25 protein-coding genes are annotated in these 26,285 nt (G+C 70.3%); 17 read left to right on the top strand and 8 right to left on the bottom strand.

What is annotated here, in order from left to right; genetic code table 11:
- Positions 1 to 11 precede the first annotated feature (11 nt).
- Both ACWIGI_RS08635 and ACWIGI_RS08630 read left to right on the top strand, forming a co-directional pair.
- Positions 12 to 773, top strand: a complete 762-nt coding sequence (locus ACWIGI_RS08635; RefSeq protein WP_454201724.1) for a crotonase/enoyl-CoA hydratase family protein — start codon at positions 12 to 14, stop codon at positions 771 to 773.
- A 65-nt stretch (positions 774 to 838) separates the two neighbouring features.
- Positions 839 to 2,077: a hypothetical protein gene (locus tag ACWIGI_RS08630; protein WP_454201723.1), complete on the top strand. Its 1,239-nt coding sequence runs from the start codon at positions 839 to 841 to the stop codon at positions 2,075 to 2,077.
- An 11-nt stretch (positions 2,078 to 2,088) separates the two neighbouring features.
- Here ACWIGI_RS08630 and ACWIGI_RS08625 read toward each other — a convergent pair whose 3' ends face one another.
- Complete coding sequence (locus ACWIGI_RS08625; RefSeq protein ID WP_454201722.1) at positions 2,089 to 2,781, bottom strand: pyridoxamine 5'-phosphate oxidase family protein; 693 nt, start codon at positions 2,779 to 2,781, stop codon at positions 2,089 to 2,091.
- A gap of 81 nt (positions 2,782 to 2,862) precedes the next feature.
- Here ACWIGI_RS08625 and ACWIGI_RS08620 point away from each other — a divergent pair, with 81 nt between their 5' ends.
- Both ACWIGI_RS08620 and ACWIGI_RS08615 read left to right on the top strand, forming a co-directional pair.
- Positions 2,863 to 3,576, top strand: coding sequence for a DUF4184 family protein (locus tag ACWIGI_RS08620; RefSeq protein ID WP_454201721.1), 714 nt, complete (start codon positions 2,863 to 2,865; stop codon positions 3,574 to 3,576).
- A gap of 421 nt (positions 3,577 to 3,997) precedes the next feature.
- A complete protein-coding gene (locus tag ACWIGI_RS08615; RefSeq protein ID WP_454201720.1) occupies positions 3,998 to 4,978 on the top strand; it encodes an AraC family transcriptional regulator in 981 nt (326 codons plus the stop codon).
- 30 nt (positions 4,979 to 5,008) lie between these two features.
- Here the strand turns inward: ACWIGI_RS08615 and ACWIGI_RS08610 are convergent, their stop codons facing one another.
- The gene (locus ACWIGI_RS08610) at positions 5,009 to 6,256 is read right to left on the bottom strand and encodes a PucR family transcriptional regulator (protein ID WP_454201719.1); all 1,248 of its coding nucleotides are present in this window, start codon (positions 6,254 to 6,256) and stop codon (positions 5,009 to 5,011) included.
- Between the two features lie 991 nt (positions 6,257 to 7,247).
- Here ACWIGI_RS08610 and ACWIGI_RS08605 point away from each other — a divergent pair.
- Positions 7,248 to 8,114: an Fpg/Nei family DNA glycosylase gene (locus ACWIGI_RS08605; protein WP_354985947.1), complete on the top strand. Its 867-nt coding sequence runs from the start codon at positions 7,248 to 7,250 to the stop codon at positions 8,112 to 8,114.
- Positions 8,115 to 8,204: 90 nt separating this feature from the next.
- On the opposite strand, the gene ACWIGI_RS08600 is transcribed toward ACWIGI_RS08605, so the two are convergent.
- The 4 genes from ACWIGI_RS08600 to cobF form a co-directional block, all read right to left on the bottom strand.
- A complete protein-coding gene (locus tag ACWIGI_RS08600) occupies positions 8,205 to 9,710 on the bottom strand; it encodes a carboxylesterase/lipase family protein (protein WP_454201718.1) in 1,506 nt (501 codons plus the stop codon).
- A gap of 133 nt (positions 9,711 to 9,843) precedes the next feature.
- The gene (locus tag ACWIGI_RS08595) at positions 9,844 to 10,089 is read right to left on the bottom strand and encodes a DUF2630 family protein (protein ID WP_454201717.1); all 246 of its coding nucleotides are present in this window, start codon (positions 10,087 to 10,089) and stop codon (positions 9,844 to 9,846) included.
- Positions 10,090 to 10,132: 43 nt separating this feature from the next.
- The gene (pdxR, locus tag ACWIGI_RS08590; protein WP_454201716.1) at positions 10,133 to 11,572 is read right to left on the bottom strand and encodes a MocR-like pyridoxine biosynthesis transcription factor PdxR; all 1,440 of its coding nucleotides are present in this window, start codon (positions 11,570 to 11,572) and stop codon (positions 10,133 to 10,135) included.
- Positions 11,573 to 11,606: 34 nt separating this feature from the next.
- On the bottom strand, positions 11,607 to 12,368 hold the full coding sequence (cobF, locus tag ACWIGI_RS08585) for a precorrin-6A synthase (deacetylating) (protein ID WP_454201715.1): 762 nt from the start codon (positions 12,366 to 12,368) through the stop codon (positions 11,607 to 11,609).
- 20 nt (positions 12,369 to 12,388) lie between these two features.
- On the opposite strand from cobF, the gene ACWIGI_RS08580 reads away from it, so the two are divergent.
- From ACWIGI_RS08580 to ACWIGI_RS08535, 10 genes are all read left to right on the top strand, one after another.
- A complete protein-coding gene (locus ACWIGI_RS08580; RefSeq protein WP_454201714.1) occupies positions 12,389 to 13,222 on the top strand; it encodes a thymidylate synthase in 834 nt (277 codons plus the stop codon).
- Between the two features lie 5 nt (positions 13,223 to 13,227).
- Entirely contained in the window at positions 13,228 to 13,725 is a 498-nt protein-coding gene (locus tag ACWIGI_RS08575; protein WP_454201842.1) for a dihydrofolate reductase, read from the top strand.
- Between the two features lie 104 nt (positions 13,726 to 13,829).
- On the top strand, positions 13,830 to 14,156 hold the full coding sequence (locus ACWIGI_RS08570) for a cupin domain-containing protein (protein ID WP_454201713.1): 327 nt from the start codon (positions 13,830 to 13,832) through the stop codon (positions 14,154 to 14,156).
- 57 nt (positions 14,157 to 14,213) lie between these two features.
- Positions 14,214 to 15,254 carry a Dyp-type peroxidase gene (locus ACWIGI_RS08565; protein ID WP_454201712.1) on the top strand — a complete coding sequence of 347 codons (1,041 nt, stop codon included), beginning with the start codon at positions 14,214 to 14,216 and terminating at the stop codon, positions 15,252 to 15,254.
- Between the two features lie 3 nt (positions 15,255 to 15,257).
- The gene (locus ACWIGI_RS08560) at positions 15,258 to 16,055 is read left to right on the top strand and encodes a family 1 encapsulin nanocompartment shell protein (protein ID WP_454201711.1); all 798 of its coding nucleotides are present in this window, start codon (positions 15,258 to 15,260) and stop codon (positions 16,053 to 16,055) included.
- A 193-nt stretch (positions 16,056 to 16,248) separates the two neighbouring features.
- On the top strand, positions 16,249 to 17,124 hold the full coding sequence (locus tag ACWIGI_RS08555; RefSeq protein ID WP_454201710.1) for a peptidoglycan recognition protein family protein: 876 nt from the start codon (positions 16,249 to 16,251) through the stop codon (positions 17,122 to 17,124).
- Positions 17,125 to 17,292: 168 nt separating this feature from the next.
- On the top strand, positions 17,293 to 17,862 hold the full coding sequence (locus tag ACWIGI_RS08550; protein ID WP_454201709.1) for an IS607 family transposase: 570 nt from the start codon (positions 17,293 to 17,295) through the stop codon (positions 17,860 to 17,862).
- Positions 17,862 to 19,319, top strand: a complete 1,458-nt coding sequence (gene tnpB / locus ACWIGI_RS08545) for an IS607 family element RNA-guided endonuclease TnpB (RefSeq protein ID WP_454201708.1) — start codon at positions 17,862 to 17,864, stop codon at positions 19,317 to 19,319. Before ACWIGI_RS08550 ends, tnpB begins: the two co-directional genes overlap by 1 nt.
- A 52-nt stretch (positions 19,320 to 19,371) precedes the next feature.
- Positions 19,372 to 19,905 carry a hypothetical protein gene (locus ACWIGI_RS08540; protein ID WP_454201707.1) on the top strand — a complete coding sequence of 178 codons (534 nt, stop codon included), beginning with the start codon at positions 19,372 to 19,374 and terminating at the stop codon, positions 19,903 to 19,905.
- Between the two features lie 31 nt (positions 19,906 to 19,936).
- Positions 19,937 to 20,335 (top strand): NUDIX hydrolase, encoded by a 399-nt coding sequence (locus ACWIGI_RS08535; RefSeq protein WP_454201706.1) that lies wholly within the window; start codon positions 19,937 to 19,939, stop codon positions 20,333 to 20,335.
- A gap of 27 nt (positions 20,336 to 20,362) precedes the next feature.
- Here ACWIGI_RS08535 and ACWIGI_RS08530 read toward each other — a convergent pair whose 3' ends face one another.
- Entirely contained in the window at positions 20,363 to 22,036 is a 1,674-nt protein-coding gene (locus tag ACWIGI_RS08530; RefSeq protein WP_454201705.1) for an MFS transporter, read from the bottom strand.
- 340 nt (positions 22,037 to 22,376) lie between these two features.
- Between ACWIGI_RS08530 and ACWIGI_RS08525 the strand changes: the two genes are divergently transcribed.
- Complete coding sequence (locus tag ACWIGI_RS08525) at positions 22,377 to 23,708, top strand: TerD family protein (protein WP_454201704.1); 1,332 nt, start codon at positions 22,377 to 22,379, stop codon at positions 23,706 to 23,708.
- A 10-nt stretch (positions 23,709 to 23,718) separates the two neighbouring features.
- Here ACWIGI_RS08525 and ACWIGI_RS08520 read toward each other — a convergent pair whose 3' ends face one another.
- Positions 23,719 to 24,393 (bottom strand): TetR/AcrR family transcriptional regulator, encoded by a 675-nt coding sequence (locus ACWIGI_RS08520; RefSeq protein WP_454201703.1) that lies wholly within the window; start codon positions 24,391 to 24,393, stop codon positions 23,719 to 23,721.
- Between the two features lie 218 nt (positions 24,394 to 24,611).
- On the opposite strand from ACWIGI_RS08520, the gene ACWIGI_RS08515 reads away from it, so the two are divergent.
- Positions 24,612 to 26,204 carry an amino acid permease gene (locus tag ACWIGI_RS08515; protein WP_454201702.1) on the top strand — a complete coding sequence of 531 codons (1,593 nt, stop codon included), beginning with the start codon at positions 24,612 to 24,614 and terminating at the stop codon, positions 26,202 to 26,204.
- Positions 26,205 to 26,285: the final 81 nt, after the last annotated feature.

Below are 26,285 nucleotides of genomic sequence, written 5' to 3'. Positions count from 1 at the left end.
TGGTCGGCCCGGTGAGCGTACGAGTCGAACGCAATGGCCCCGTGACCACCGTGATCCTGCATCGCCCCGAGGCCCGCAACGCGGTCGACGGTCCCACCGCCGAAGCCCTCGCCGCGGCCTTCCGCGAGTTCGACGCCGACCCGGACGCCGCGGTCGCCGTGCTCTGGGGCGACGGCGGCACCTTCTGCGCGGGCGCCGACCTCAAGGCGCTGGGCACCGAGCGTTCCAACCGGGCCGCCGACGACGGCGACGGCCCCATGGGCCCGACCCGCATGCGGCTGTCCAAACCCGTCATCGCCGCGGTCTCGGGCTACGCGGTGGCCGGCGGGCTCGAACTCGCGATCTGGTGCGATATGCGAATCGCGGAGCAGGACAGCACCTTCGGCGTCTTCTGCCGCCGCTGGGGCGTCCCGCTCATCGACGGCGGCACGGTGCGCCTGCCCCGCATCATCGGCGCCGGGCGCGCCATGGATCTGATCCTCACCGGCCGCGAGGTAGACGCCGCCGAGGCGCTGCAGATCGGGTTGGTCAACCGGATCGTACCGGTCGGCGAATCCCGTTCCGCGGCAGAGGAACTCGCCGCGCAGCTGGCCGCTCTCCCGCAGACCTGCCTGCGCTCGGATCGCATGTCCGCCTTGGAGCAGGAGGGGCTGGAGGAGCCGGCCGCCGTCGCGAACGAGTTCCGGCACGGCATGCGCGCGCTGCTGGACGGCGCGCTGGACGGCGCGGCCCGCTTCGCCGCCGGCGCGGGACGGCACGGACAGCCGAGCTGAATCGCACGGTTCGCGCCGATCCGGCGGCGCGAACGCGTCGGCGTGTCCCGGTACGCTGCGCAGCGATGAATCGGCTGAGCGTGGTGGACGAGATGTTCCTGCGGGCGCACCGGGGTATGGGCACCCCGATCGCCCTGCAGGGCCTGTGGCGTACCGCCGATCCGGTCGACACCGCCCTGCTGGCGCGGGTGCACGAGGCGCTGCGCACCGGCCCGCTCGGGCGGCGGGTGGTCCGCGGCCGCGTCCCGGGCGCGCGCCCGCGCTGGCAGCCGAACGCGCAGGCGCATCCGCTCGCCCTGCACGAGACCGCGATTCCCGCGGCCGCCCTGCTGGATTGGGCCGACACCCAGGGCGCGCACCTGGATCCCGAAGTCGAGCCCGGGTGGCGGCTGTCGAGCGTGAATCTGCTGGACGGCGGCAGCGTCGCCGCGCTGACGTGCTCGCACGCGCTGGCCGATGGGCGGGCGCTGACCCTGGCCATCGATCACGCGCTGACTGGCACGCCCCTGGCCGACCCGGCCGCGACCCACTCCGATTGGGCCGACGCCCGGCGGCAGTGGCGCACGGTCATCGGCGGAACCGCTCGCGCGCTGCGGCGCGGGCTGCCCGCGCGCCCGCCCGCGCCGATCTCACGGCCGGCGCCGCGCGGCTCCGGCCGCACCGTGACACACGCGGCGGCACTGCAGATTCCGGCCCGCGAATGGAATCGGGTCGCGGTGGCGCACGCCGGCACCGCCAACAGCCTGTTCGTGTACGTGGTCGCGAAAATACTGTGGGACAGCGGTTTCGGGTCGGACACCATCGCCGCCAGCCTGCCGGTGGACACCCGCGACGAACCCCGGGTCGACAACGACATGGCCATGACGGAGATCGCCGTCACGCCCGCCGACACCCCGGCCTCGATCCGGCACCGGGCCAGGGCCGCCTACGAACATCGGATGAGCAGTCCCGGCGGCATACCGGAAGAGCTGCTCCAGGTCGTTCCCGACCGCTGGGCGTACCGGCTCGCCAAGGGTGCGGGAGAGCGAGACATCCTGTGCTCCAACATCGGAACGCTGCCCGACTCGCTGCTGTTCCTCGGCCCGCACCCGTGCACCGGGGTGGCGGCCCGCGCCATCCACCCCGGTCTGCGCGCCGACGGCCTGCCGCGCACCCGGCTCTCGGGGTACCTCACCCGGATCGCGGACGGTTACACCCTGTCCCTGGTGAGCCTGGATCCCGATGCGGTGCCGGACAATTCGGCGCTGATCACACTCGCGACCGGGGTGCTGTCCGGCCTCGGACTCGACGCGACCGCCTGGTAACCGCGCCGCGCTCACGCCCCCGCCGGGCTCCGATCCCGCGTCACCCGGGCCAGCACGTGGCCGGGCACATCGACTCCCGGCTCCAGGTCGTCCGCGTCGAGCGGCGCGTCCCAGACCTGGCGCAGCGGCAGTACGCCCGCCCACACCCCGCCGTTCTCGATGTCCGCCGCGTCGTCGCGGGGACCGCCGGTGCGGACCTTCACCGACGCCTCGGTGAGATCCAGGGCCAGCACCATGGTCGCGGCCATCTCCTTCTTGCTGGGCGCGCGCACGCCGTCCCAGGCGCCGGGCGCGGCGTGCTCCACGATCACCCGCAGGGCCGCCATCCGCTCCGCCGGGTCGGTGACCTCGACCGGCCGGGCGTGAATGACCGCCGAGCGGTAGTTCATGGAGAAGTGCATGGCCGAGCGCGCGTAGACGAGCCCGTCCACCAGCGTCACCGAGACCGACACGGGTCCGGTCAGCGCGGCCCGCATGTTCCCGGCTCCGGTCGAGCCGTGCAGGTAGAGCGTGTCGCCCGACCGCCCGTAGATGGTCGGAATCACCACGGGACCGCCGCCGAGCAGCACACCGAGGTGGCAGAGCAGGCCCGCGTCCAGCACGGCGTCCAACTCCGCGCGGTCGGTCCGCCCGCGCTCCTTCGCGCGGGTGAGGCTGCTGCGCGGGGTGGACGACAATGGCGCTCGTGTCACGTGCTCGGTCATGGGACCAGCATCGCGCGAAGAATGGCTCGGCCGAATAGCCAATTCCGCGCCCGATTCGCAGACCACTAGGGGAGGAAACCCGTGCCGTTCACCCTTGCCCATCCTGCGGTGGTGTTGCCGCTGCGCCGTCGGCTGTGGCTGCCCGCCCTCGCCGCGGGCAGCCTCGCACCCGACACGGTGTACTACGCGCCGATCGGGATCGACGGCGGCCTCACGCACGATCCGCGCGGACTGCCGGTGATCCTGGTGCTCGGCGTGCTCCTGCTGGCGCTGGGGCGGGTCCTGGTCCCGCCCCTGCTCGCGCTGCTCGGCCGTGCCGTCACGTTCGGGGACCGGCCCGCGTGGTGGCGGGTGGCCGCGGCGCTGATCGCCGGTGCACTGACACATCTCGCCTGGGACGCCCTGACTCACACCGACGGCGCGGCGGTGCGCCACTGGGACCTGTTCCGCGAGTCGGTCGTCGGCCCGCACCGGGTCTACAACGTGATCGGCTACGTGTCCTCGCTGGCGGGTGTGCTGATCCTCGTGTGGTTCGCCGCGCGCCGGCTCCGGCGTGCGGAGCCGATACCGCCTGTGCCGCAGCGGAATCGGGTGCTGGTCGCGGCGGCGCTCGCCGTGATCGCCGGGGGCGTGCTCGGCGCCCTGGATCCGGCGGCCGCGGCCGGGCCCTACGACCTGGTGCGCTGTGTGCTCATCGGCGGGCTGCGCGGCGGGGGCGCGCTCCTGGTCGGCTACGCCGTGATCGTCACCGTCCGTACGAGATTCGCGAACCGCGGGCCCGTTCCGGCCAGCTAACTTGCGAGGTCGCCGGCAAACTCACGGAAACCCCGGACATTCAGTGTCATTCACCCTGACGTTGAGTCTCAGGCGCGACGAACCGGGCGATCTGACCTGGGCGGCGCGATTAGAGTTCGCGGCAGGCGTTCGACGGCGGATACGGATCGCTACCACCGCGCTCGTGCCCCGGTTACCTACCGGCACGGCGTCTCGAATGCCGGGCGGATTCACCTCCGCCCCGGGCCGTTTCGCCCAAGCGGCCCCGGTCCGGTCCCTTCACCTGCAAGAAGGGGCCGGACCGTCGCGCGCCGCACCCCGCGTGCGCGGTGTGCACGCGCTCATTTGTGACATTCGACAGCGGTGACACCCGAATTTGTCAGTGCCACAGAGACAATGGCGATCGCACTCTTGCGATCGACCGATATGCCAGGATCGCGGCATGCGGGGCGAGGCCGGGCGGAACGATGCCTCGGCACGGCACGTCACCGCGCGGGAATCGGCCGAGCTCTGGGAAACCCGGCTCGCCGCCGAGTTCGCCCCCGTGGCATTCGAACCGCTGCCCGGGACCCGATTCGTCGGATCCGCCGGCACCGTGCTCTCCGGCCCGGAATTGACCATCACCACCGCGACGGTGGGCGGGCAGACCACCTGGCGGACCGCACGGCACGTGGCGCGCGGGGAGTCGGAGATCATCACCGCCGTCATCACCACCGACGGGCAGAAGGTCCTCGAATACGACGGCGGCGCACTGACTCTGACGCCCGGCTCGATGGTGCTGGTGGACTCCGGAGTGCCGCTGCGCAGCATCGTGCGCGACACCACGACCTCGATCGTGGTGAGTGTGCCGCGCGCGGTCCTGCTGGCCCGGACCGGCCTGCCGGAGGACCATTTCCGCCGGGTACTGCGCGCGCCGGTTCCGGTGCACGGCGCTTCGGCGGCGGTCGCGGCGTTCTTCCGGGGGCTGTCGACGCCGGAGGCCGCCCCGCACGAGGTGGCGGCGCTCTCCGCGTACGGCGTGGATCTGCTGGCCGCCGTGCTCACCCTCGAGTCCGACCGCCATCCCCGCGGCGGCCCCGCGGCGACGCACACCCGCGAGCGCGTGCTGGCGTACCTGCGCGCCAACTTCACCGACGCCGCCCTGACCGCGGAGCGCATCGCGCTGTCCTGCAACATCTCCCGCAGCACCCTGTACCGGGTGCTCGAACCGGACGGCGGCGTCGGGGCGGTGCTGCGCCGACTGCGCGTCGCGTACGCGTGCCGCCTGCTGCTCGCCCGGCCGCACGCGGCCGTCGCCGCCATCGCGCTCGACTGCGGCTTCAGCGGCGAGCGCCGGCTCTATCGCGCCTTCCGGACCGAGATGCGCGCCACCCCGGGCGAATATCGTGCGGTGCACCTGGGCCATCGGCGCTGGACGGAGTAGGCCGGGCCGGACTTTCGCGGCGGGGGTCGGTTACCGTCGCCGTTCCACAGCCTCGGTCGCCCGCGGAGTACGGCGGAACGCGCTCGCCAGCATCGCCGAGGCCAGCACCCGCCCGTCGGCGGCGTCGGTGGCGTCCAGCCCGGTCATCTCCGCGATGCGGCGGAGCCGGTAGGAGTACGTGTTCGCGTGCAGGCCCAGCGCTTTCGCCGCCGCCTGCCGATCGAGACCGTAGCGCACGTTGACCCGCAGGGTGTCGAGCAGATGCGGGTGTTCGAGCAGCGGTCCCAGCACCGCCTCGAGTGCGTCGCGCGCGGGCCCGGGCCGGGTGATCTGGTACTCGACCATGAGATCGGACAGCCGGTACAGCCCGGCGGGACGTTCCAGCGCCCGCGCCAATTCGTAGATCTCCCCGGCCAATTCGAAGGCGTCCGGGATGCCCTCGACTTCGGCGGCGGGCGCGAGCGCCGCGGTCACGGGCAGCGCGAAGGCGGCCGCGAGGTCGCGAACCAGGGTGTCCGGCGGCACCGAATCCACCGCGGGCAGCAGCAGTACGCCGCTGTGACCGTCGAAGGCGACCAGCCGATGTTCACCGCCGTGCCGGCGCTCGACCAGATCGTGCGCCTGGCGCACCCGGCGCCGCGCGGACGCCAGTTCCCCGGTGTTGCCGGGCCTGCCCGGCACCCCGCCGACGGTCAGCGTCACCACCGCGTAGGAGCGCACCAGCGCGAATTCGGCCTGGGCGGCGAGGGTTCCGGCGTCCTGGCCCGCGAGCAGCGCCGTGCACAGCGCGTGCCGCGCATCGCGTTCGACGTTGGAGACGGTGGCGTGCACGCGGACGTAGGTGGCGGTGATGGCCACCGTCGTCCGGTGCAGGAACGCGAGCATGTGCGCCACGAAGGACTCGACGTCCTCCCGGTCGCCGGGCTCGGCCGCCGCGATGACGGTCTGCCACACCACCCGTGCTCCGGTCAGGTAGGCATCGAGCATGTCGGGCAGCGGGATTCGCTCCTCCGCGCGCCGTCCGGCCGACGCCGTGATGGCCGCCAGATCCTCCGGGCCCGCCTCCCGGCCCTGTTCGGCCACCGCGAGAAACGTCAGAAGATGGGACAGCGCAGTCGCATTCAGCTCCGGACCCGCCAACTCCGCGGACAGCTGCCGATACACCCCCACCTCGGTCACCGCGCCCCGCACCGCGTCCTGCGCCAGCCCGGCCAACTGCCCGACCACCCGCCGCAGCAGCGGTGAGTCCATCCGTAGCGGCGTCAAAGGCGAAGGCATACAACGAGTATCACCGCGCCGCACACGCGCCGAATCGGTTTCGGCCGCGACACCCGTTACGGGCGGGCAGCCCGCCCGGCACCCGCCGCGAGCACGCGCGGGGTGCTGATCGAGGTGCGAGCGGGCCGGAGACGGCAACTCGAGCGCACCGGGAGAAATTCGGTGTTCGAATAGAGACACTCTGTGCATTGTCAGATCATGTGGAGTGCCGTTTTCGCCGTCGTGTGGACGCGGGTTCATCTCATGGTCCACACCAACCTCTCCGCCGGGCGAGACTCGGAGCACAAGAACCGACAAGGCGGACAAACTGTGCACACGACCCAAATTCACTACCAAAGAGCAGCATTCAGCCGCACATCTTCTCCAGTGTCGATGCACGCACATCCCCAAGTTAACAATCAACAGTCCACTTAGAGGCAACCGAACGAATTCTTCACAGCTCTGACAGTCCACATTGTGTCGCTATGCGAATTGACACAACTTTGCAATCGCGTGATTCGTGGGCATTTCAGATATCATCATTCGGGCCCATTTCGACCCGTTTTGAGGGGTCGAAAACTGGGCACCCCCTCCCCCGAACCCGGGGGCACACCACCGCCCCTCCTGACACCCCGGCACCGGCGCTGATCGGCGAGTGCGCGGACTCCGAGATCCGTTGCACACGAGATCATTACGAGGCAACCGATACGTACGCTGAATTGCCCCTGCCGAATTCGAGCCGCACCGCTCCCGAAGTCCGCTCGAGCGACTCGGCGCACCCATTCCGAAATTCACCCGGCGGCTCGTCTCGGACGCCCCGACGGCACCCGAATTCCCGGCCGTTCGATCGAGCGCGCGCGATGCCCACGATTCTCCACGCGCCCGATTCGGCCGTGCGCCGGGGGCCGGCCCAGCCCTTCCGTCACGTGACCGGAATCCGCGCGAACACCGCGATAACCAGAACCCGGGCGTGTGCGACGCACCTGTCGGTACCGATCGGTAGGCTGCGGGAGTGCCTGAATTGCCGGAGATTGTGGCGCTCGAGCAGTTCTTGAGCGCCCATGCGACGGGAGCGGTGGTCGGGCGGGTGGATGTCGCGGCGCTGAGCGTGCTCAAGACATTCGACCCGCCGATCACCGCGTTGTCGGGGCGCGACGTCACCGGGGCGGGGCATTGGGGCAAGCACGTCGGGCTGGACTGCGACGGGATCTGGCTGATCACGCATCTGTCGCGGGGCGGGTGGCTGCGGTGGATCGACGAACCCAGCCAGACACCGCCCAAGCCCGGCAAGGGGCCGCTGGCCCTGCGCGTGCACCTGTTCACCCCCGAGGGCGCGACGCCCGCGTTCGATCTGACCGAGGCCGGGACCAAGAAGCGGCTGGCCGTGTGGGTGGTGCGCGATCCGCAGGAGGTGGCGGGCATCGCCCGGCTGGGGCCGGACGCCATGGCGGTGACCGAGCCCGAGTTCGCCGAACTGCTGCGGGGCACCTCGCAGCGGATCAAGAACGCGCTGACCGATCAGACCGTGCTGGCCGGGATCGGCAACGCCTACTCCGACGAGATCCTGCACACCGCCAAGCTCTCGCCGTTCGCCACCGCCTCCGGCCTCGACGCCGAGCAGGTGGCCCGGCTGTTCGCGGCCATGCGGGCGATCCTGACCGACGCCATCGCCCGGTCGGTCGGGCAGGACGCGGCCCGGCTCAAGGGCGAGAAGCGATCCGGTATGCAGGTGCACGGGCGAACCGGCCTGCCGTGCCCGGTGTGCGGCGACATCGTGCGCGAAGTGGCGTTCGCGGACAAGTCCTTTCAGTACTGCGCGACCTGCCAGACCGGCGGCAAGATCCTGGCCGACCGCCGGATGTCCCGGCTGCTCAAGTGATCTGCCCGGAACTGCAGACGGGCACCGCCCACGAAGCCGTGCTCCGCGGGCGGGTCTTCGGCCCGGGCCAGTGACCGCCGGAACCGGCGCTCAGGTCAGCGCGGGAACCCTGATACCTTGCCAGGCCAGGCGTTTGGCCCGTTCCGGGTCGAACTCCACCCGCTGCGGCGAGTCGATGATCATGGTCGCCCGCTCGTCCTCGGTGTAGGCGGGCCAGGCCGCCAGCGGAGCTCCGGTGCGCGCGAACGACAGCCAGTTCCGCTGAAACTGTTCGGACACCGAGTTGAACGCCCGCTGCCCGCCCGCCGCGGACAGCGCCCGCCCGAACGGCGTGGCCGTCGCGCCGAAGACGGGGATCAGATCCAGCGCGTGCGTCGCCCCGAAGCCCGCGAGTTGCAGTGCGCGCGGGGCGAAGTCGTAGCGGTAGGCGTAGGTGGGCGCGTACCGGCTGTGCCCGGACATGACCTCCAGCGACGGTCGCCAGAACGTGAAGTCGCCGCCGACGCGCACCGCCACCCTCGGCTTGGGAAAGCCCGGATAGGCGCCGAGCACCCGGGTCTCGGCGTCGCCGCCCACCTGTCGCAGCAGGCGGCGCATGCGCGCGGGCGTGGTGGGCAGGGTGTCGTCGAAGCGGGAGAACAGCGTGCCCTCGTCCCGATTCGTGCCGATGATGAGCGGCACCCGGTGCGCGCTCCCGCCGGCGAAGGCGTCGATGATCGGCAGCGGCAGGAAGTCGCCGTCCACCTGCGGCGCGACCGGGAACAGCCCGGGCTGATCACGCATGACCGCGCTGACGGCGTGATCCACCGCGCTGCGAATCCGGTTCGGGGTCGCGGTGAGCAGCGCCTGCGCGCCGTCGCCCGCGCCGAGCTGCTCGACGCAGCGGCGGGCGAAGAGTGTGGCGTCGGCCTGCGACGGCCCCCAGTCCGCGGGCGGGCTCTGGGAGATGGCGCGGTGGAACAGTCCGGCCGCCGCGGGGGTGGCCATGAGCGCGAGTACCGCGTGCGCACCGGCCGATTCGCCGAAGATGGTGACGTTGCCCGGGTCGCCCCCGAAGGCCGCGATGTTGTCGCGCACCCACTCCAGCGCCGCCACCTGATCGCGCAGGCCCAGGTTGTTGTCGAATCGGTGTGCGGGCGTGGAGTATTCGCTGAAGTCCACGTAGCCGAACGCACCGAGCCGGTAGTTGACCGACACCACGATCACGTCGCCGCGCAAGGCCAGCCGGCTGCCGGAGTAGAGCCGCAGCGCCGAGGTGCCCAGCAGGTACCCGCCGCCGTGGATGAACACCATCACCGGGCGCGGGGTGGCGGCGGGCGTGTTCGGGGCGGTGACGTTCAGGGTCAGGCAGTCCTCGCCGGTCGGCTGCTGCTGCCGCGGCCCGATCTGCGCGCCGCGCCGATGCTGCATGGCCGCGAACCCGAAGTGGGTCGCGTCGCGCACCCCGGTCCAGGGCTGCACCGGCTGTGGCGCGCGGAACCGCAGCTCGCCGACGGGCGGCGCGGCGAAGGGAATGGACCGCCAGCGTGAAACCCGCCGGCCCCGCAGGCCGCGGACGCCGCCGTCGGCGGTCGTGATGTCTGTCGTTGCCACCATGTGCCTACCCACTCGCTCCGCCGGCACCGCGTCGTGCCGGTCGCGACGGCTCGGCCGCGCGTGCGCGCACGGCCGCCGCCGTCCATCGATGGTAGCCACGCGCTCGGCCGGGCCGGCAGAGCGGAACGGCCATCTACTGCAGGTAGCCCTCGACCTGTCGCGCCGAGTTCGCCTGCGCCTCGTCGGGGTTGCGGCCCTGGTCGATGCGGGCGCGGCGCTGGCGCAGCAGATCCCAGCACTGGTCCAGCATGACCTCGAGTTCGGCGAGCTGACGGCGTTCGGTCTCCGGGTCGATCTCGCCCTGCCCGCTGGCGGCGCGCAGCTCGTGTTCCCTGTCGACGAGGCCCTTGATCCGCGCGAGGATGTCCTGTTCGCTCATGCTCTCGTACCCACTTCGGTAGTCGTAGGGTGGTCCGCCTGGCTTACCCGGACCACTGTACGACTTCGGCCAGCGCGGCCCCGGCCAGGCGGACCGCCACCGGCAGTTCCGCCCCGGACAGCGCCGCATAACCGAGCGCGATGCCGAAGGTGTGTCGCGGCCCGAGGTGGTGGCGGCCGAGTCCGTCGAGGTAGACCCCGCGCGCCCGGGCGGCTTCCAGCGCCCGGTCCTCCTGTTCCTGTGTGTCGAGCGGCACCACGAGATGGGACCCGGCGTCGTCGCCGCGCGCCGCCAGCCCGAAGGCCCGCAGTTCCTCGATGACCAGGGCCCGGCGCACCGGCATGTCCCGGCGCAGGCGGCGCAGGTGCCGGGCCAGATCGCCGTTGCGCGCCAGTTCGGCCACGACCTGCTGCCCGGCGGGCGCGGGACCGGTGCCGGTGGCCTCGCGGTGCGCCAGCACGGCCTCGGCCACGGCGGGCGCGGCGACCAGCCAGCCGATGCCCAGGGTCGGTGTCAGGATCTTGCTGGTGGTGCCCAGGTGCACGACCACGTCGGGGGCGAGCGTGGCCAGCAGTGGCAACGGCGTTGTGTCGTAACGGAGTTCGCCGTCGTAGTCGTCCTCGAGGACCAGTGCGCCCCGGCGGCGAGCGAAGTCGACGAGTTCGACGCGGCGCGCGGCGGGCATGCGCGCGCCGAGCGGAAACTGGTGCGCGGGTGTGCAATACACCGCCTTGGCGTCGTCCGGCAGCAGATCGACCCGCAGCCCCCGCTCGTCCACGGGCACCGGCACCGGCCGCATGCCCGCGGCCCGCAGGGCGCCGACGGCCCGCACGTAGCCGGGATCCTCGATCGCGACCACATCGCCCGGGCGCAGCCGGGCGGCGGCGATTTCCTGTACGGCGGAACTGGTTCCGGCGGTGGACAGCACCACCGAACCGCTGCCCGCGCCGAGTCCGCGATGGCGCAGCAGATGTTCGGCGACGGCCGCCCGGTACTCGGGCTCGCCCGCTCGATCGCGCCGGATCAGCGGTGTCCGGTCCGAGGCCGCGCGCCAGGCCCGCCGCCACGCGGCCCGGTCCAGGGTCTCGATGCTGGGCGCGCCCGCGCCCAGATCCAGCAGTCCCGCCAGCGGATTCGCCCGTTCGCCCGGCTCGGAGCGCTCCCCCACCGGTGCGGGCGCGGCGGTCAGATAGGTCCCGGACCCGTGCCGTCCGCCGATCCAGCCCTCGGCGTGCAGTTGGTCGTAGGCGGCGGTGACCACGGTCCGGCTCACGCCCAGGCGCGCCGCCAGCTCCCGCGACGAGGGCAGCCGGTCCCCGTCGCGCAGCGCGCCCGCCGCGGCGGCCCCGCGCAGCCCGTCGGCCACCTGCACCGCCAGCGGCGCGGCCGCCGCGCGATCGACGGTGAACGGCAGATCGTCCACCACCGCCCGCCCGCGCCGGCCCCGCGTGGTGCGCGCCGGCGGCTGTGCCCGCTCGCTCATGAAGTGGCCTCCGCGCAATCGGGAATTCGGACCGCTACTGGTAGCGCAGCAGGTAGGTGTCCATGATCCAGCCCTTGGCCTCGCGCAGGGCGGCCCGGCGGCGCACGATCCGCTGTTCCACGATGCGCAGCGGGCCCTCGATGATCACCTCGTCGGGCATGCCGAGGTACGCGCCCCACCAGATGTAGATGTCCTCGCCCGGAATCTGCGTGAACGAGCAGTCCGCGTCCAGCATGACCAGCGTGGACTGCCCGGCGGGCATCCCTTCTTCGCGCAGGCGGCGGCCGGTGGTCACGTGCATCGGCTCGCCGATCTCGTGCAGCACGATGCGATGCGCCGCGGCCAGGGCCTGCACGCTGGTGATGCCGGGAATGACCTCGAAGTCGAAATGCACGACCTCGCGCTCCAGCACGCGTTCCACGATGCGCAGGGTGCTGTCGTAGAGCGCGGGATCACCCCACACCAGGATGGCCCCGATCCCGTCCGCGTCGGCGAACGCGGCCTCGAGACGCTCCGCGCGCGCCTCGTGCCAGTCGGTGACCGCGCCCCGGTAGGCGTCGTCGGCGTGCGCCGCGGGCACGCTGCGATCGCGCGGCGGATCGGCGATCTCCACCACCCGATGCGGCTGTTCGGCGTATTCGGCGAGAATGCCGGCGCGCACGTCGACCAGTTCCTGTTTCTCCGCGCCCTTGCCGATGACGAAGAACGTGGTGGCCTGGCGTATGGCCTTGACGGCCTGCACCGTCACCTGGTCGGGATTACCGGCGCCGATTCCGATCACAAAGAGCTTCCGCACGGTGCGTAAGCTTGCCAGGCGTGAACAGTGCCTCTCGAGACCCCCGGAGCACGGCCGCCGGTGACACCCAGTACGAGGATCTGCTCAGGCTCGTTCTCGAGTCGGGCACTCCCAAGTCGGACCGGACCGGTACCGGCACCCGCAGTATTTTCGGGCACCAGCTGCGCTATGACCTGTCGCGCGGTTTCCCGCTGATCACCACCAAAAAGGTGCATCTGAAATCCATTGTCTACGAATTGCTCTGGTTCCTGCGCGGCGATTCGAACGTCACCTGGCTGCGGGAGCACGGGGTCAGCATCTGGGACGAGTGGGCCGACGCGAACGGCGACCTGGGCCCGGTCTACGGCGTGCAGTGGCGATCCTGGCCCACCCCGGACGGCGCCCACATCGACCAGATCAGCCAGGTGCTGCGGACCCTGCGCGAGGATCCGGATTCGCGGCGCATGATCGTCTCGGCCTGGAACGTGTCCGAACTCGATCGCATGGCGCTGGCCCCGTGCCACGCCTTCTTCCAGTTCTACGTCGCCGACGGCAAGCTCTCCTGCCAGCTGTACCAGCGCAGCGCGGACCTGTTCCTGGGCGTGCCGTTCAACATCGCGAGCTACGCGCTGCTGACCCACATGGTGGCGCAGCAGTGCGAGCTCGAGGTCGGCGATTTCGTGTGGACCGGCGGCGACGTGCACATCTACGACAATCACGTGGATCAGGTGCGCGAGCAGCTGACCCGGGAGCCGTACCCGTTCCCGCGCCTGGCCCTGCGGCGGGCGGCGTCGCTGTTCGACTACGCGTACGAGGACGTCGAAATCCTGGATTACCAGCATCATCCGGCGATCAAGGCGCCGGTGGCGGTGTGAGCACGGTGCGCACGCGGACCGTCGGGCTGATCTGGGCGCAGACCCCGGACGGGGTCATCGGCCTGGACAACGCCATTCCATGGCGGCTGCCCGAGGACATGGCGCACTTCAAGGAGGTCACCTGGGGGCACCCGGTCGTGATGGGCCGGCGCACCTGGGATTCGCTGCCCGAGCGGTTCCGCCCCCTGGCGGGCCGCCGCAACATCGTCGTGACGCGGCAGGCCGACTGGTCGGCCGCGGGCGCGGAACGGGCGGGCTCGGTGGAGCAGGCGCTCGAGCTGGCCGGCGACGACCCGGTGTGGGTGATGGGCGGCGGCGAGATCTACCGCGCGGCAATGCCTTTCGCGACAGAACTGGTGATCACCGAGGTCGACGCCGACATCGACGGCGACTGCTGGGCCCCCGCCATCGACCCGCACTGGCACGCCGATGACGACGTGTGGCGCGAGTCCGCGGCGGGTCTGCGCTATCGCATCCGCCGTTATGGGCGGGCCCTCGTATAACGCGGGTATCCCGCATGCACCAATTCCCGCAACGAACCCCCGAAACCGCCGATCGGCCGACACGTGTCCGGCATACTCACGGATACTCCGGCGAAAGGCAGTCCATGGACAAGAAATCGCTGACCGCGGTCGCCCGTCAGCAGCTCAAGCTGGCGGCGACGGCATCCAGCGGGCGCAGCTCGCAGACCATCTACGGGGGCCACGCCCACAGTCTGCGCCAGACCGTGATCGCCATGGCGGCGGGCCAGACCCTGGCCGAGCACGAGAACCCGGGCGAGGCCACGATGGTCGTCCTGAGCGGGGTGCTGGCGCTGATCAGCGGCACCAACGAATGGAAGGGGTCGGCCGGGGACCTGCTGGTCATCCCCGACGCGCGGCACAGCGTGAAGGCCGTGGAGGACGTGGCCTTCCTGCTCACGGTCGCGAAATAGCGGCCACACCGCTACCGGTTGGTAGCGGTGCTCCGTCCGGCCTCTAGGCTGGAGCGCATGGGTGAGCCGCAGCCGATCCTGAACCCGCTGTCGCCCGCCGCCATCTTTCTCGTCGTCACCATCGACGAGGGCGGCGAGGCGGTCGTGCGGGACCTGCTCGCAGATCTCCCCGGTCTGCGCCGATCCGTGGGATTCCGCATCCCCGGGGCCGACCTGGCCTGTATCACCAGCATCGGCTCGGCGGCCTGGGACCGCCTGTTCGCCGGGCCCAAACCCGCTGAACTACACGAATTCCCGGGATACGCGGGGGGCAAGCATTCGGCCCCGGCCACGCCCGGCGATCTGCTGTTCCACATCAAGGCCGAAACCCAGTACGCCTGTTTCGAATTGGCGATGGCGCTGGGCGATCGCCTGGCCGGCGCGGGCACCATCGTCGATCAGACCGTCGGCTTCCGCTACTTCGAGCAGCGGGACCTGCTCGGTTTCGTGGACGGCACCGAGAATCCCGAGGGGCAGCTGGCCGTCTCGGCCGCCCTCATCGGCGACGACGACCCCGAATTCGCCGGTGGCAGTTACGTGATCGTGCAGAAGTATCTGCACACCATGGGCGAGTGGAACGCGCTGAGCGTCGATGAGCAGGAGAAGGTCATCGGCCGGCACAAGATGTCGGACTTCGAGCTCTCCGACGACGAGAAGCCCGCCGATTCCCATGTGGCGGTGAACGATCAGGACGACGTCGGCACCATCGTGCGCGCGAACATGCCGTTCGGCAGCGTCAAGGACGGCGAGTTCGGGACGTACTACATCGCCTACGCGGCCTCCCCGAGCGTGACCGAGGAGATGCTGACCCGCATGTTCCTGGGGACCGAGGACGCGGCGTACGACCGCATCCTCGATTTCTCCGAGGCCGTGACCGGCACGAACTTCTTCACCCCGCCCGCGGGGTTCTTCGACGCCCTGCCGGACGCTCCCGGGTCCATGGAAGCGGGACGAGTGGGTAGTACAACCGTTGAGGAGATCCGGGAATCCTCGGCAACCGATGGTGTTGTTCCTTCGGGAAACGGATCCCTGGGCATCGGCACGTTGAAAAGGAGCTAAGGCATGAACAACCTCCACCGCGAACTCGCTCCGATCACCTCCGCCGCCTGGGCGGCGATCGAAGAGGAGGCGAGCCGAACCTTCAAGCGGCACATCGCCGGTCGGCGCGTGGTCGATCTGTCGGGACCGCACGGGGACGACTACTCCGCGGTCACGGTCGGGCGCACCGCCCCGATCGAGTCCCCCGGGGAGGGCATTCAGGCCCGGCAGCGCGTGGTGCTCCCGCTGGTGGAACTGCGGGTGCCGTTCGTGCTGAACCGCTCCGAGCTCGACAACGTCGAACGCGGCGCGAAGGACACCGACCTGGACGCGGTCAAGGAGGCGGCGAAGAAGATCGCCTTCGCCGAGGATCGCGCCATCTTCGAGGGCTTTCCGGCCGCGGGCATCACCGGCGTGCGGTCCTCGAGCGTCTGCGAACCGGTCAAGCTGCCGGTCGATGAGCGCCTGACCCCCGAGGCCGTCGCCCAGGCGCTGTCCAAGCTGCGGCTGGCCGGTGTGGACGGCCCGTACTCGGTGCTGCTGTCGGCCGATCTGTACACCGCGGTCAGTGAGACCTCGGACCACGGGCATCCGATTCGCACCCATATCGAACGCCTCATCGACGGCGACATCATCTGGGCCCCGGCCATCGACGGCGCGTTCGTGCTGTCCACCCGCGGCGGCGACTTCGATCTGCAGATCGGGCAGGACCTGTCCATCGGCTACCTGTCGCACGACGCCGACACGGTCCAGCTGTACTTCCAGGAGAGCCTGACGTTCCTGGTCTACACCGCGGAAGCGGCCGTGGCGCTGGAGTCCTGAGCCCCGGACCGCGCGGTGCGAGGCCGCCGACGCGCCCGGTCCGCACCCAGTCTGGGTGCGGACCGATCCGCGCCCGGCGGCGTGAACGAACTCCTGTCGATCGATACTCACCGCGATTCGCGGCCTCATCCGAGACCGCACCGGCTGTCCTGCCGCTGATTCCGCGCTGAGTCCGGACGAGCGGGGGGACATCATGGCGTGGAGCGGCGATCCGATCTGGCTTGCCGATGTATTGCGGGCCGCGGGCCTGCGCGTCCTGGAACACGACGGCTGGAAAGAGCGCGGGCACGGCGACTTCCGTGACATCCGCGGTGTCCTGTGCCATCACACGGCCGGCGGCGGCGCCAACGATTGGCGCATCGTGCAGGACGGCCGCCCCGATCTCCCGGGTCCGCTCGCCCAATTGGTGCTGGAGCGCGACGGGCTGTACCGGGTGATCGCGGCCGGTGTCTGCTGGCATGCCGGGCGCGGCCGGTGGCCGGGGTGGCCCACCGACAACGCCAACTGGCACACGATCGGCATCGAGGCCGTCTCCCGGGGCGACGGATCGGATTGGACGCCGGTGCAATTGGACGCCTACCGCCGCGGCTGCGCGGCGATCGTGCGCAGGCTCGGCGGGGGCGATGTGGTCGGGCACAAGGAGTACAGCAGCGAAGGCAAGATCGATCCGGCCGGCATCGACATGGACGTGTTCCGCCGGGAGGTTCGGACCATCATCGACGGAGGGGGCGGGGACATGTCCGATCGGCAGCTCAGCGAGATCCACAACCAGGTGGGTGTGCCGCACGCGGTGCGCACCGCGTTCCAGAAGGTCTTCTACAACGTCAAGGACGGTCAGTTCTGGACCAGGGCCGGCCTGGCCGACATCTGGAACGAGACGGTCTGGGACGGGTACGTGAATCCCGTCGACCTGCTCGACGGCAAGGACGATCCGGATCAGAAACCGGACTCGCCCAACCGGGCCCGGCGCGGAGCGCTGATCTCCTACGTCCTGGCCACCTACCGCGAGGCCACGCTGGCGCGGCGCAACACCGAGAAGATTCTGGAGTTGCTACGGCAGCAGAAGTGACAGCCCGCCCGCTCCGGGCTCACGACGCGGGGTGCGTTCGCTGGAGCGCGGTGGCTCGGCCGGGTACGGTGACGACCGATCGGTCGCGAAGGGCGAGCATGTCGAGGACTGGGAGCCAGTTCGACGATTTGTGAGTGAATGTGATCGAACATGTGTTTGCATGGGTGGGTGAATTTGGCTGAGTGTGCGCGTGCGAACGGTGTGCACCCGCAGACCGCGTACCGGTGGTTCCGGGAGGATCGGATGCCGGTGCCTGCTCGACGGCTGGAGTCGGGCACGCTCTGGGTGGATACCGTAGTGGTGGGCAAGGTCGGTCGGAGTGTGGTGTACGCGCGGATGTCTTCGCACGATCAGCGGGCCGATTTGGATCGGCAGGTGGCGCGGGTGACCGCGTGGGCGACCGGTAATGGGCATGTCGTCGGCGAGGTCGGGTCCGGGCTGAACGGGACGCGGCCGAAGTTGCGGCGGATCTTGTCGGATCTGTCCGTGTCGGTGGCGGTCGTGGAGCATCGAGACCGCTTGGCCCGCTTCGAGGTCGAACACCTCGAAGCGGCGCTTCGTGCGTCCGGTAGGCGGATCGTGGTCGCCGATCCGGGTGAGACGACCGATGATCTGGTACGAGACATGATCGAAGTCCTGCCCTCGATGTGTGATCGCCTGTATGGCCGTCGGGGCGTGCGTAACCGTGCGATGCGCGCGGTCACCGCCACGAAAGGCGAACCGGGCCAGGTGATCTGATGGCGCGGTTCGAGGTTCCGCCGGGGTGGGTGGTGCAGGCGTACCGGTTCGCGCTCGATCCGACTCCGGCGCAGGAGCGCGTGTTCCGTTCCCACGCCGGGGGTGCCCGCAAGGCCCACAATACGATGCTGGCTCTGGTGAAAGCGGTCATGGACCAGCGCACGGCCGAACGGTCCTACGACATCGGCGAAGCCGAGTTGACACCGTCGTTGAACTGGACGCTGCCCGGGCTGCGTAAGGAATGGAATGTCCGTAAGGGTGTGGTCGCGCCGTGGTGGGGTGAGAACTCGAAGGAGGTATACAACTCCGGCCTCGACGCCCTCGCGCGCGCCCTGGACGCGTGGAACAAGTCCCGCACCGGTAGGCGGGCTGGGAAACAGGTCGGGTTTCCCAAGTTCAAGAACGCGCGGTCCCGCCGGTCGGTGCGGTTCACCACCGGCACCATCGGGGTCGACGCCGACCGCCATCACGTGAGATTGCCGCGGGTCGGGCGGATCAAGACACACGAGTCGACCCGAAAGCTGCGCCGGCGCATCGAAACCGGAACCGCGCGAGTGCTGTCTGCCACCCTCGCTCAGGACGCGTCCGGTCGCTGGCACGTCGCGTTCCAGACTCTCGTCGCCCGCGCTGTCGAGGTTCCCGGTCGCGGCGGTTCGGGTGTGCCTGTGGTGGGTGTCGATGTCGGGGTGAAGGCCGACTCCCTGCTGGTCGTCGGCGCACCCGATGGCCGCGAGGTCGCTCGCGTTCGGGCCCCGAAATCCCTGACGAGTGCCCAGAACCGGCTGCGGGCCCTGCAACGCCGCGCGGCCCGCCGGATCGGGCCCTACGACCCGCACACCCAGGTCCGAAGGCGGCCGTCGAACCGCTGGCGGCGGACCCAGTCGCGGATCGGGCGCACGCACACCCATGCGGCGGCCGTGCGTCGTGATGTGCTGAACAAGGCGACCACCGACCTCGCTCGGCGTCACCGGGTCATCGTGGTGGAGACCTTGAACGCCTCGGGGATGCGCGTAGGCGGCGGTGCCCGTAAACGGGGGCTCAACCGGCCCCTCGCCGACGCCGCGTTGGCCGAGGTTCGGCGGATGCTCACCTACAAGACTCGTTGGTACGGTTCGGTTCTCCTCGAAGCCGATCGGTTCTTTCCTTCGTCCAAGACGTGTTCCGGCTGTGGCAGGCGAAAGCCAAACCTGACCCTGGCCGATCGGATATACGAGTGTGGACACTGCGGTGTGGTGATCGATCGTGATCTCAATGCCGCGATCAATCTTGCCCGCCTCGGCGGGACCGGTACCGGGAGTAGCCCGGCCGCCCACGCTTCGGTGGGAAACGGACGTGGAGCCAGGCGGGAGTCCGCGACCACGACAGTGGTCAACGCAGCAGGCGAAGAAACGTCAACCCGGCACAACCACATGGTTGATCAGACCGGGACTGCCACACCGCAAGGTGCGGCTGTCTGATGATACCGAGCATGCTTATATTTGCTCACCAGACGACAACGGTTGGGGCGCAATGACGACGATGGTGCGGGCGGGCGTCGTGCCCGGGCGGCGGGCCGCGGCCTACGGTGGCGCGGCGCTGGCGGTGACCATCGCCGTCACCCTGACCACGGTGGGCGTCTTCGGCTGGAATCGGGTGTTCACCGGGCTGCTGCTCGGGGTGGCCGCGGGACTCACGGTGCTGTTCCTGCTCTTCGGCCGGGACGGGCTGGTGCTCAGCGACGAGGCGATCGTGCAGCGCACCCCGTGGGGTGCGCTCGGCATCGAGTGGGACCGCGTGGTGGCGGGCCGGTTCGCCCTGGACGAGAAGGGCCGCTGGTCGCTGGCGCTGGATCTCAACGGCGGTTCCGAGCAGCACGGCGAACTGGTGCTGCTGTCGATTCCGCCGGTGGTGGGACCGGTCGCCAACGCCTACGACATGCGCAAGCGCGAGCAGGTCAACGAGATTCGGGAGCTGCTGCGGAACAAGCGGATTCCGGTGACGCTGCTGCCGGAGATCGCGGCGGCGCTGCAGCAGCACTGGCGGATCGCACCGCCGACCCGCTGACCCCGCGCGGCCGGTGGCTAGGGTGGACGCCGTGATTCGCACAGCGGCACTGGCGTATATCCGGGACCGTCGGCTGTTGCAGGCCAGGTCCACGGGCAAAGAAGTCTTCTACATGGCGGGCGGCAAGATCGACCCGGGCGAGACGCCCGAGTCGGCGCTGCACCGTGAGGTCCGCGAGGAGCTCGGGGTCGAGACCGTGTCGGTCCGTGAGCTCGGCGTCTTCGAAGCCGAGGCGTACGGGCACACGCCGGGCACCCGGCTGCACATGACGTGCTATCTCGGTGAGCTGAGCGCGGATCCGCGGGCGTCGGGCGAGATCGCCGAGCTGCGCTATTTCACGCTCGGCGAGTACGCCGCCATGGACCACGTGGCGCCGGGTTCGCTGCTGGTCTTCCAGCGCCTGCGCGGGCTGGACCTCATCGATCCCTGACCGAGCCGACGCCGCTCCCGTCCGCGGTCAGTCGGATTCGCCCGGCGCCGTGCGCTTTTCGAGGGCCGCCGGGGTAGCCGTCTCGGCGGCGGTCGCGCGGTGCGGGATCTTGGTCGCCGCGGCCAGGCCGAGCGCGAGGAAGATGGCCGCGGCCAGCAGGGTGGTGCGGGTGGCGTCGGCGAAGCCCTGTTCCAGCGCGTCCAGCACCGCGGGCGCGCCGCCGTGTTCGCGCACGCCGTCGATGGCGCCGCCGCCGGATTCGCGGGTGGCGGTCGCGACCGTGCCCGCGGCCGCGGCGGGCAGATCGGGCACCTCGTCCAGGCGGCGCGGCAGGTCGTGGCCCAGGGCCGCCGAGAGCAGCGCGCCCAGCACGGCGACGCCGAAGGCCGAGCCGAGTTGGCGCACCGTGCTCTGGGTCGCCGACCCCTGGCCCGAGTACTCCGGCGGCACGTCGCCCAGCACGGTCCCGGTGAGCTGCGCCGAGGCCATGCCGAGTCCGAGTCCGTAGCCGACCAGGATGACCGCCAGCCAGACCGGGGAGATGTGCGGCGTCACGCAGAGCGCGGCCACGGCGATGGACACCGCCTCGAGTGCCAGGCCGATCTGCACCACCCGCACCGCGCCGACCTTGCGGACCAGTCCCTCGGCGACGCCGGCCGACAGGAACGCGCCGACCGCCATCGCGGCGAGCACGTAACCCGCACCGAGCGTGGACAATCCGAGCACGTTCACCATGAACAGCGGCAGCACGAACAGCAGGCCGAATTCGCCGAGCGCGACCGCGAAGGCGGTGATGTTGCCCCAGCGGAAGCTGGGAATGCGGAACAGATGCGGGTCCAGCAGCGCCGAGCGCCCGATGAGATTGCGGTGCAGCTCCCATTTGATGAACAGGAACAGGGCCAGCGCGCCGAGCACGAACAGGATGGGCACCGGTGAGATGGGCGCGGTGGCCGACCAGGTGAACCCGGCGAGCGGGAATTCGCGCAGCGGCTTCCACCAGCCGTAGGTCTGCCCCTCGATGAGGGCGAAGACGATCAGGGCGAAACCGGCCGCGCTGAGAAGGAATCCGTCCACGTCCAGACCGGGAGCGCTGGTTTTCATCTTGGTCTCGGGCACGAACAGCACGAGGCCGACCAGCACGACCACGCCGAGCGGGATGTTGACCAGGAAGATCCAGGGCCAGGTGTAGTTGGTGGTCAGCCAGCCGCCGGCGAGCGGGCCGATGGCCGCGACGCCCGCGATAACCGCGCCCCAGACGGCGAAGGCGATGACCCGGTCGCGGCCCCGGAAGAGCGCGTTCATGGTGGCCAGGGTGCCGGGCATGACCGCCGCCGCGCCGATGCCCTGCACGATGCGGCCCAGGATGAGCGGCCAGGCCGCGGTCGCCGAGGCGGCGAGCACGCTGCCGGCGAGGAAGATCAGCACGCCGACGGCGAAGACCAGGCGGCGGCCGAAGCGGTCGCCGAGGCGGCCCGCGGTGATGAGCAGCGCGGCCAGCACGACCGCGTAGATGCTGGTGATCCATTGCGCCTGAGTGAAACTCAGATTCAGATCGGCGATGATGACCGGCAGCGAGACCGTGACGATGGTGCCGTCGAGCACCACCATGGACAGGCCCAGCGCCAGTACCGCGAGGGTGATCCATTTCCTGCCGGAGTTCGCCTCGAGCTCGTCGAGGTCGTCGCGCCGTGCTTCCGTCATCTGTCGCTCCCGCCGCGCAGTGTGGCCGCCGTCGAAGGGCCGATGTCCTGGGTAGCTATCGATATGCCGTATGACTGTCGCTCAGTGTAGTTGCCAGCGGCTGGACAATAGCCCAAGGTCACGGCAGCACAACGAGTTGCGCGCGATTCGGCTGTTCCGGCCCGATATCGATCTTGAACGAGATGTCGGACACAACCCCGAAGCAGCGGCCGAGGGGTTCGCAGCCGAGGGTTTGCCAGTCCGCGCATCCCCGCCGAAAAGCGGTCGTGACCCGGGCGATGGCGGCGCGTGCCGGCGGCTCCGCGCGGGGCGAAGCGGCCTGTAACGAGGGGGACAGCGAGTGTCCGAATCGGATACGTTGGTGCGCGTGTCGATGATGAAGGGTTCCAACGTGCCGGTCGGCGCGGCCGCGGTCCGAGTCGAACTGGGGTGGCAGGGGGGTCCCGGCGTTCCGGACGCCGACGCGTCGGCGCTGTTGCTGGCCGGGGGCCGGGTGCGCTCCGATGCCGACTTCGTGTTCTACAACCAGCCCGCGCACGCCTCGGGCGCGGTGCGCTACGAGGGCAAACAGCAGGGCCCGCAGATCACCGACGTGCTGTCGGTGAATCTGGCGCAGGTCGAACCGCAGATCGAGACCATCGTCATCGCCGCCTCCTCCGACGGGGGCACTTTCGCCCAATTGCGCGGTCTGCACGTGCGACTGGTCGACGCGAGCAGCGGCGCGGAACTGGCGCGCTTCGATTCCACCGACGCCTCCGCCGAGACCGCCTTCGTCCTGGGCGAGCTGTACCGCCGCCAGGGCGCGTGGAAGTTCCGTGCCGTCGGACAGGGCTACACGGCCGGATTGGCTGGACTGGCAACGGATTTCGGTATCACCGTCGACGAGCCGAGCCCGCAGCCCGCCCCGGTGCAGTCGGCGCACAGCGCCCCGACGCAGCCGGACTACGCTCCGCCGCAACCGCATCAGGCGCCGTCCGCACCGAATTTCCCGCCGCCGCAGCCGAATCAGCAGCCGCCCGCGCCCGCCGCGCCGGTGAATCTCGGCAAGATCTCGCTGACCAAGGAAGCCCCGGCCATCTCGCTGACCAAGTCGGGCGCGACCGGCGGCATCATGCGGGTCAACCTGAACTGGTCGGTGCCCGGCGCGAGCAGCGGGCTGTTCGGGCGCAAGCGCGGCGGCAACGGCGGGCTCGATCTGGATCTGTGCTGCTTCTGGGAGCTGACCGACGGGACCAAGGGCTGCATCAGCCCGCTGGACACCATGGGCAATCTGCACCGGGCCCCGTTCATCGAACTGGATCAGGACGATCGCAGCGGCGCGAGTGCGGGCGGGGAGAACCTGTCCATCAATCTCGATCACACGGCGCGGTTCCGCCGCATCCTGGTCTTCGCCTCGCTGTACGAGGGCGCGGAGGACTTCCGGGGCGTGCACGCGACCGCCACGCTCTACCCGCGCGATGCCCCGCCGATCGAGATGGAGGTCAGCGGCTGCGTCGACGACTCCCGCGAGATGGTGCTGGCGATCATCGAGAACGTGAACGGTGAACTGGTGGTGCGCCGCGAGGGTGTGTTCGTGCGCCCGCCGGACGGTCACCGCTTCTGGGGCAAGCTCGCGGTCGATCAGGCCTACCGCTGGGAGCTCAAGTGGGGCACCTCCAAGGGCAAGTCCTGAACAGCCTGCCCTAGGCGAGCAATTCGGCTGCGGCGGAACCGATCTCGGTCAGTTCCCCGCGCCACCCCAGCAGGCGCAGCACGGCATCGGGGATGAGCTTTTCGGCGTACTCGGGCGATTCCCCTTCGTCCGAGCGGATATTGATGACCGATTCGACGAGCCGGAAGGGCAGCAGCTCCGCGCCGGGCACGGCGGTGTTCCCGGCCACGGTGATGACCTCGGCGGCGAGGGTCTCGTAGTGGCGGCGCAGTTCGTCGCGGCGTTCGCGGAACGCGGCGAAGCGTTCGCTGCGCAGTTCCGGGAGCAGGTAGAGCGCACCGAGATTCCAGCGGGCGGAACACAATTGGCGGACATCGAACGCCGCCAGCGCGTAGAGCCGCACGGCGGCGGGCGCGAGTGCCGCATGCTCCGGGTCCGCTCCCCCGGCCAGGCGTTCGGCCAGTTCCAAAGGCCCGGCGATGGTTTCGGCCAGCAACGCGTCCAGGATGTCGTCCTTGGCGCCGAAGTGGTGGTACAGCGACGCCTGGCGGATGCCGACCGCGTCGGCGATGCCGCGGGTCGAGGTGCTGCCGTATCCGTTGGCGGTGAACAGTTCGGCGGCGGCGTCCAGGATCTCGGCGCGCGGCGTCTGTCCCGCGCGGCGGCGAGGTTCGAGACGGGGGCGTCCGGGTCCGACTTGGGTCACGCCCCCATTCTGTCCTACCCCGCGTCGCGGCCCGCCCGGCGCATACCCGCCTCGCGCCGCGTCCGGGCCCGTCGTGAGGTTCCTGTCACTCGATAGAAATACCGGCAATGCAGAAGTTACGGCGGGAGACCTGACGGATACATCGGCGTCATCGGATCAGCGATCGCGATAGGAAAACTTTCACTCGATAGATATTCATCGCTGCGAAAGATCCGCCCATGGTTGCCTCCGCCGAGTCCCGCACGCCCGACCACCCGCCGAGCACCCTGCCCGCATCGAGTACCGCCGGCGCCGACAGCGCCGATCTCGCAGGCTTCGGCTACGAACCCGTCCTGCACCGCAAACTCGGCCGCTTCGCCTCGTTCGCGGCCGGCTTCTCGTTCGTCTCCATCCTGACCACGATCTTCCAATTCTTCGGCCTCGGTTACTCGTTCGGCGGCGCCGCGTTCTTCTGGACCTGGCCGCTGGTGTTCCTGGGCCAACTGCTGGTCGCGCTGAACTTCGCCGAACTGGCGGCGCGGTACCCCATCTCGGGCGCGATCTACCAGTGGGCCCGGCGCCTGGGCGGGGAACTCGTCGGCTGGTTCGCGGGCTGGATGATGATCATCGCCCAGATCGTCACCGCCGCCGCGGCCGCCATCGCGCTGCAGGTGGTGCTGCCCTCGATCTGGGACGGCTTCCAGATCATCGGCACCGAGACGGCGCTGACCTCCTCGGACGGCGCGATGAACGCGGTGCTGCTGGGCAGCGTGCTGCTGGCCTTCACCACCACCATCAACGTCATCGGCATCGACCTCATGTCGAAGATCAATTCGATCGGCGTGACCATCGAGATCGTCGGTGTGGCCGCGGTGATCGCGCTGTTCTTCACCCACGCCGAACGCGGTCCGGCCGTGGTGCTGCAGACCGATACCGCCGCGCCGGGGCCGTACTGGGCCGCGTTCCTGGTCTCGGGCCTGATGGCCGCCTACGTGATGGTCGGATTCAATTCCGCCGGTGAGCTTTCCGAGGAGACCAAGAACCCGCGTCAGGTCGCCCCGCGCACCATCATCAGCGCGCTCACCGCCTCCGCCCTGGGCGGCGGCCTGATCCTGCTCGGCGCGCTCATGGCCGCGCCCAGCCTGACCGACGGCGCCCTGGGCTCGCAGGGACTCGGCTACGTCATCACCGCCAAGCTCGGCACCCCGGCGGGCAAGGTCGTGCTCGGCTGTGTCGCGGTGGCGGTCATCGTGTGCACCCTGGCGATTCAGACGGCCGGATCGCGGCTGCTGTTCTCCATGGCCCGCGACGGCAAGCTGCCCTTCGCCGCCAAGCTGGCCGCGGTGCATCCGCGCTACGGCACCCCGGTCCTGCCGGCGGTGGTGGTCGGCGTGCTCGGGATCGTGCTGCTGGTGATCAACCTCGGCAACCCGGCCATCTTCGCGACCCTGGCCAGCGTCTGCATCGTCATGATCTACCTGGCCTACGCGCTGGTGACCGTGCCGCTGCTGATCCGCCGGCTCCGGGGCACGCACGGGTTCGAACGCACCGACGCCGACGGCACCCCGCTGTTCAGCCTGGGGCGCTGGGGAATTCCGGTCAATATCGCGGCCGTCGCCTGGGGCCTGGCCATGGCGGTGAACCTGGCCTGGCCGCGACCGGAGATCTACACCCCGCAGGGCGGCGCCTGGTGGATGCTCTGGGCCGCACCGCTGTTCGTGCTGCTCTCGATCGCCGTCGGCGCGCTGGTGTACCGCACGGTGACGCCCCGGACGGCCGAATCCGCCGAAACCCTCTCCCCCACCGCGGAACCCGCCGTCGAACCGGCCTGATCCGGCGGCCCGAACCGCCGAGCACGACATCGCGCAGCACATCCACCCGCCGCTCGCCGACGAGCGGCGCACGGAAGGAGT

The sequence above is a fragment of the Nocardia sp. NPDC055321 genome, assembly GCF_053645575.1.
Note: the sequence above shows the minus strand (reverse complement) of the source record. Positions and strands in the feature narration are given on the sequence as shown.

Coding starts and splice junctions, on each gene's coding strand:
- ACWIGI_RS08630 (WP_454201723.1), top strand. CDS start 839: ATGAATCGGCTGAGCGTGGTGGACGAGATGTTCCTGCGGGCGCACCGG.
- ACWIGI_RS08625 (WP_454201722.1), bottom strand. CDS start 2,781: ATGACCGAGCACGTGACACGAGCGCCATTGTCGTCCACCCCGCGCAGC.
- ACWIGI_RS08615 (WP_454201720.1), top strand. CDS start 3,998: ATGCGGGGCGAGGCCGGGCGGAACGATGCCTCGGCACGGCACGTCACC.
- ACWIGI_RS08610 (WP_454201719.1), bottom strand. CDS start 6,256: ATGCCTTCGCCTTTGACGCCGCTACGGATGGACTCACCGCTGCTGCGG.
- ACWIGI_RS08600 (WP_454201718.1), bottom strand. CDS start 9,710: ATGGTGGCAACGACAGACATCACGACCGCCGACGGCGGCGTCCGCGGC.
- ACWIGI_RS08595 (WP_454201717.1), bottom strand. CDS start 10,089: ATGAGCGAACAGGACATCCTCGCGCGGATCAAGGGCCTCGTCGACAGG.
- pdxR (WP_454201716.1), bottom strand. CDS start 11,572: ATGAGCGAGCGGGCACAGCCGCCGGCGCGCACCACGCGGGGCCGGCGC.
- ACWIGI_RS08570 (WP_454201713.1), top strand. CDS start 13,830: ATGGACAAGAAATCGCTGACCGCGGTCGCCCGTCAGCAGCTCAAGCTG.
- ACWIGI_RS08565 (WP_454201712.1), top strand. CDS start 14,214: ATGGGTGAGCCGCAGCCGATCCTGAACCCGCTGTCGCCCGCCGCCATC.
- ACWIGI_RS08560 (WP_454201711.1), top strand. CDS start 15,258: ATGAACAACCTCCACCGCGAACTCGCTCCGATCACCTCCGCCGCCTGG.
- ACWIGI_RS08555 (WP_454201710.1), top strand. CDS start 16,249: ATGGCGTGGAGCGGCGATCCGATCTGGCTTGCCGATGTATTGCGGGCC.
- tnpB (WP_454201708.1), top strand. CDS start 17,862: ATGGCGCGGTTCGAGGTTCCGCCGGGGTGGGTGGTGCAGGCGTACCGG.
- ACWIGI_RS08540 (WP_454201707.1), top strand. CDS start 19,372: ATGACGACGATGGTGCGGGCGGGCGTCGTGCCCGGGCGGCGGGCCGCG.
- ACWIGI_RS08530 (WP_454201705.1), bottom strand. CDS start 22,036: ATGACGGAAGCACGGCGCGACGACCTCGACGAGCTCGAGGCGAACTCC.
- ACWIGI_RS08515 (WP_454201702.1), top strand. CDS start 24,612: ATGGTTGCCTCCGCCGAGTCCCGCACGCCCGACCACCCGCCGAGCACC.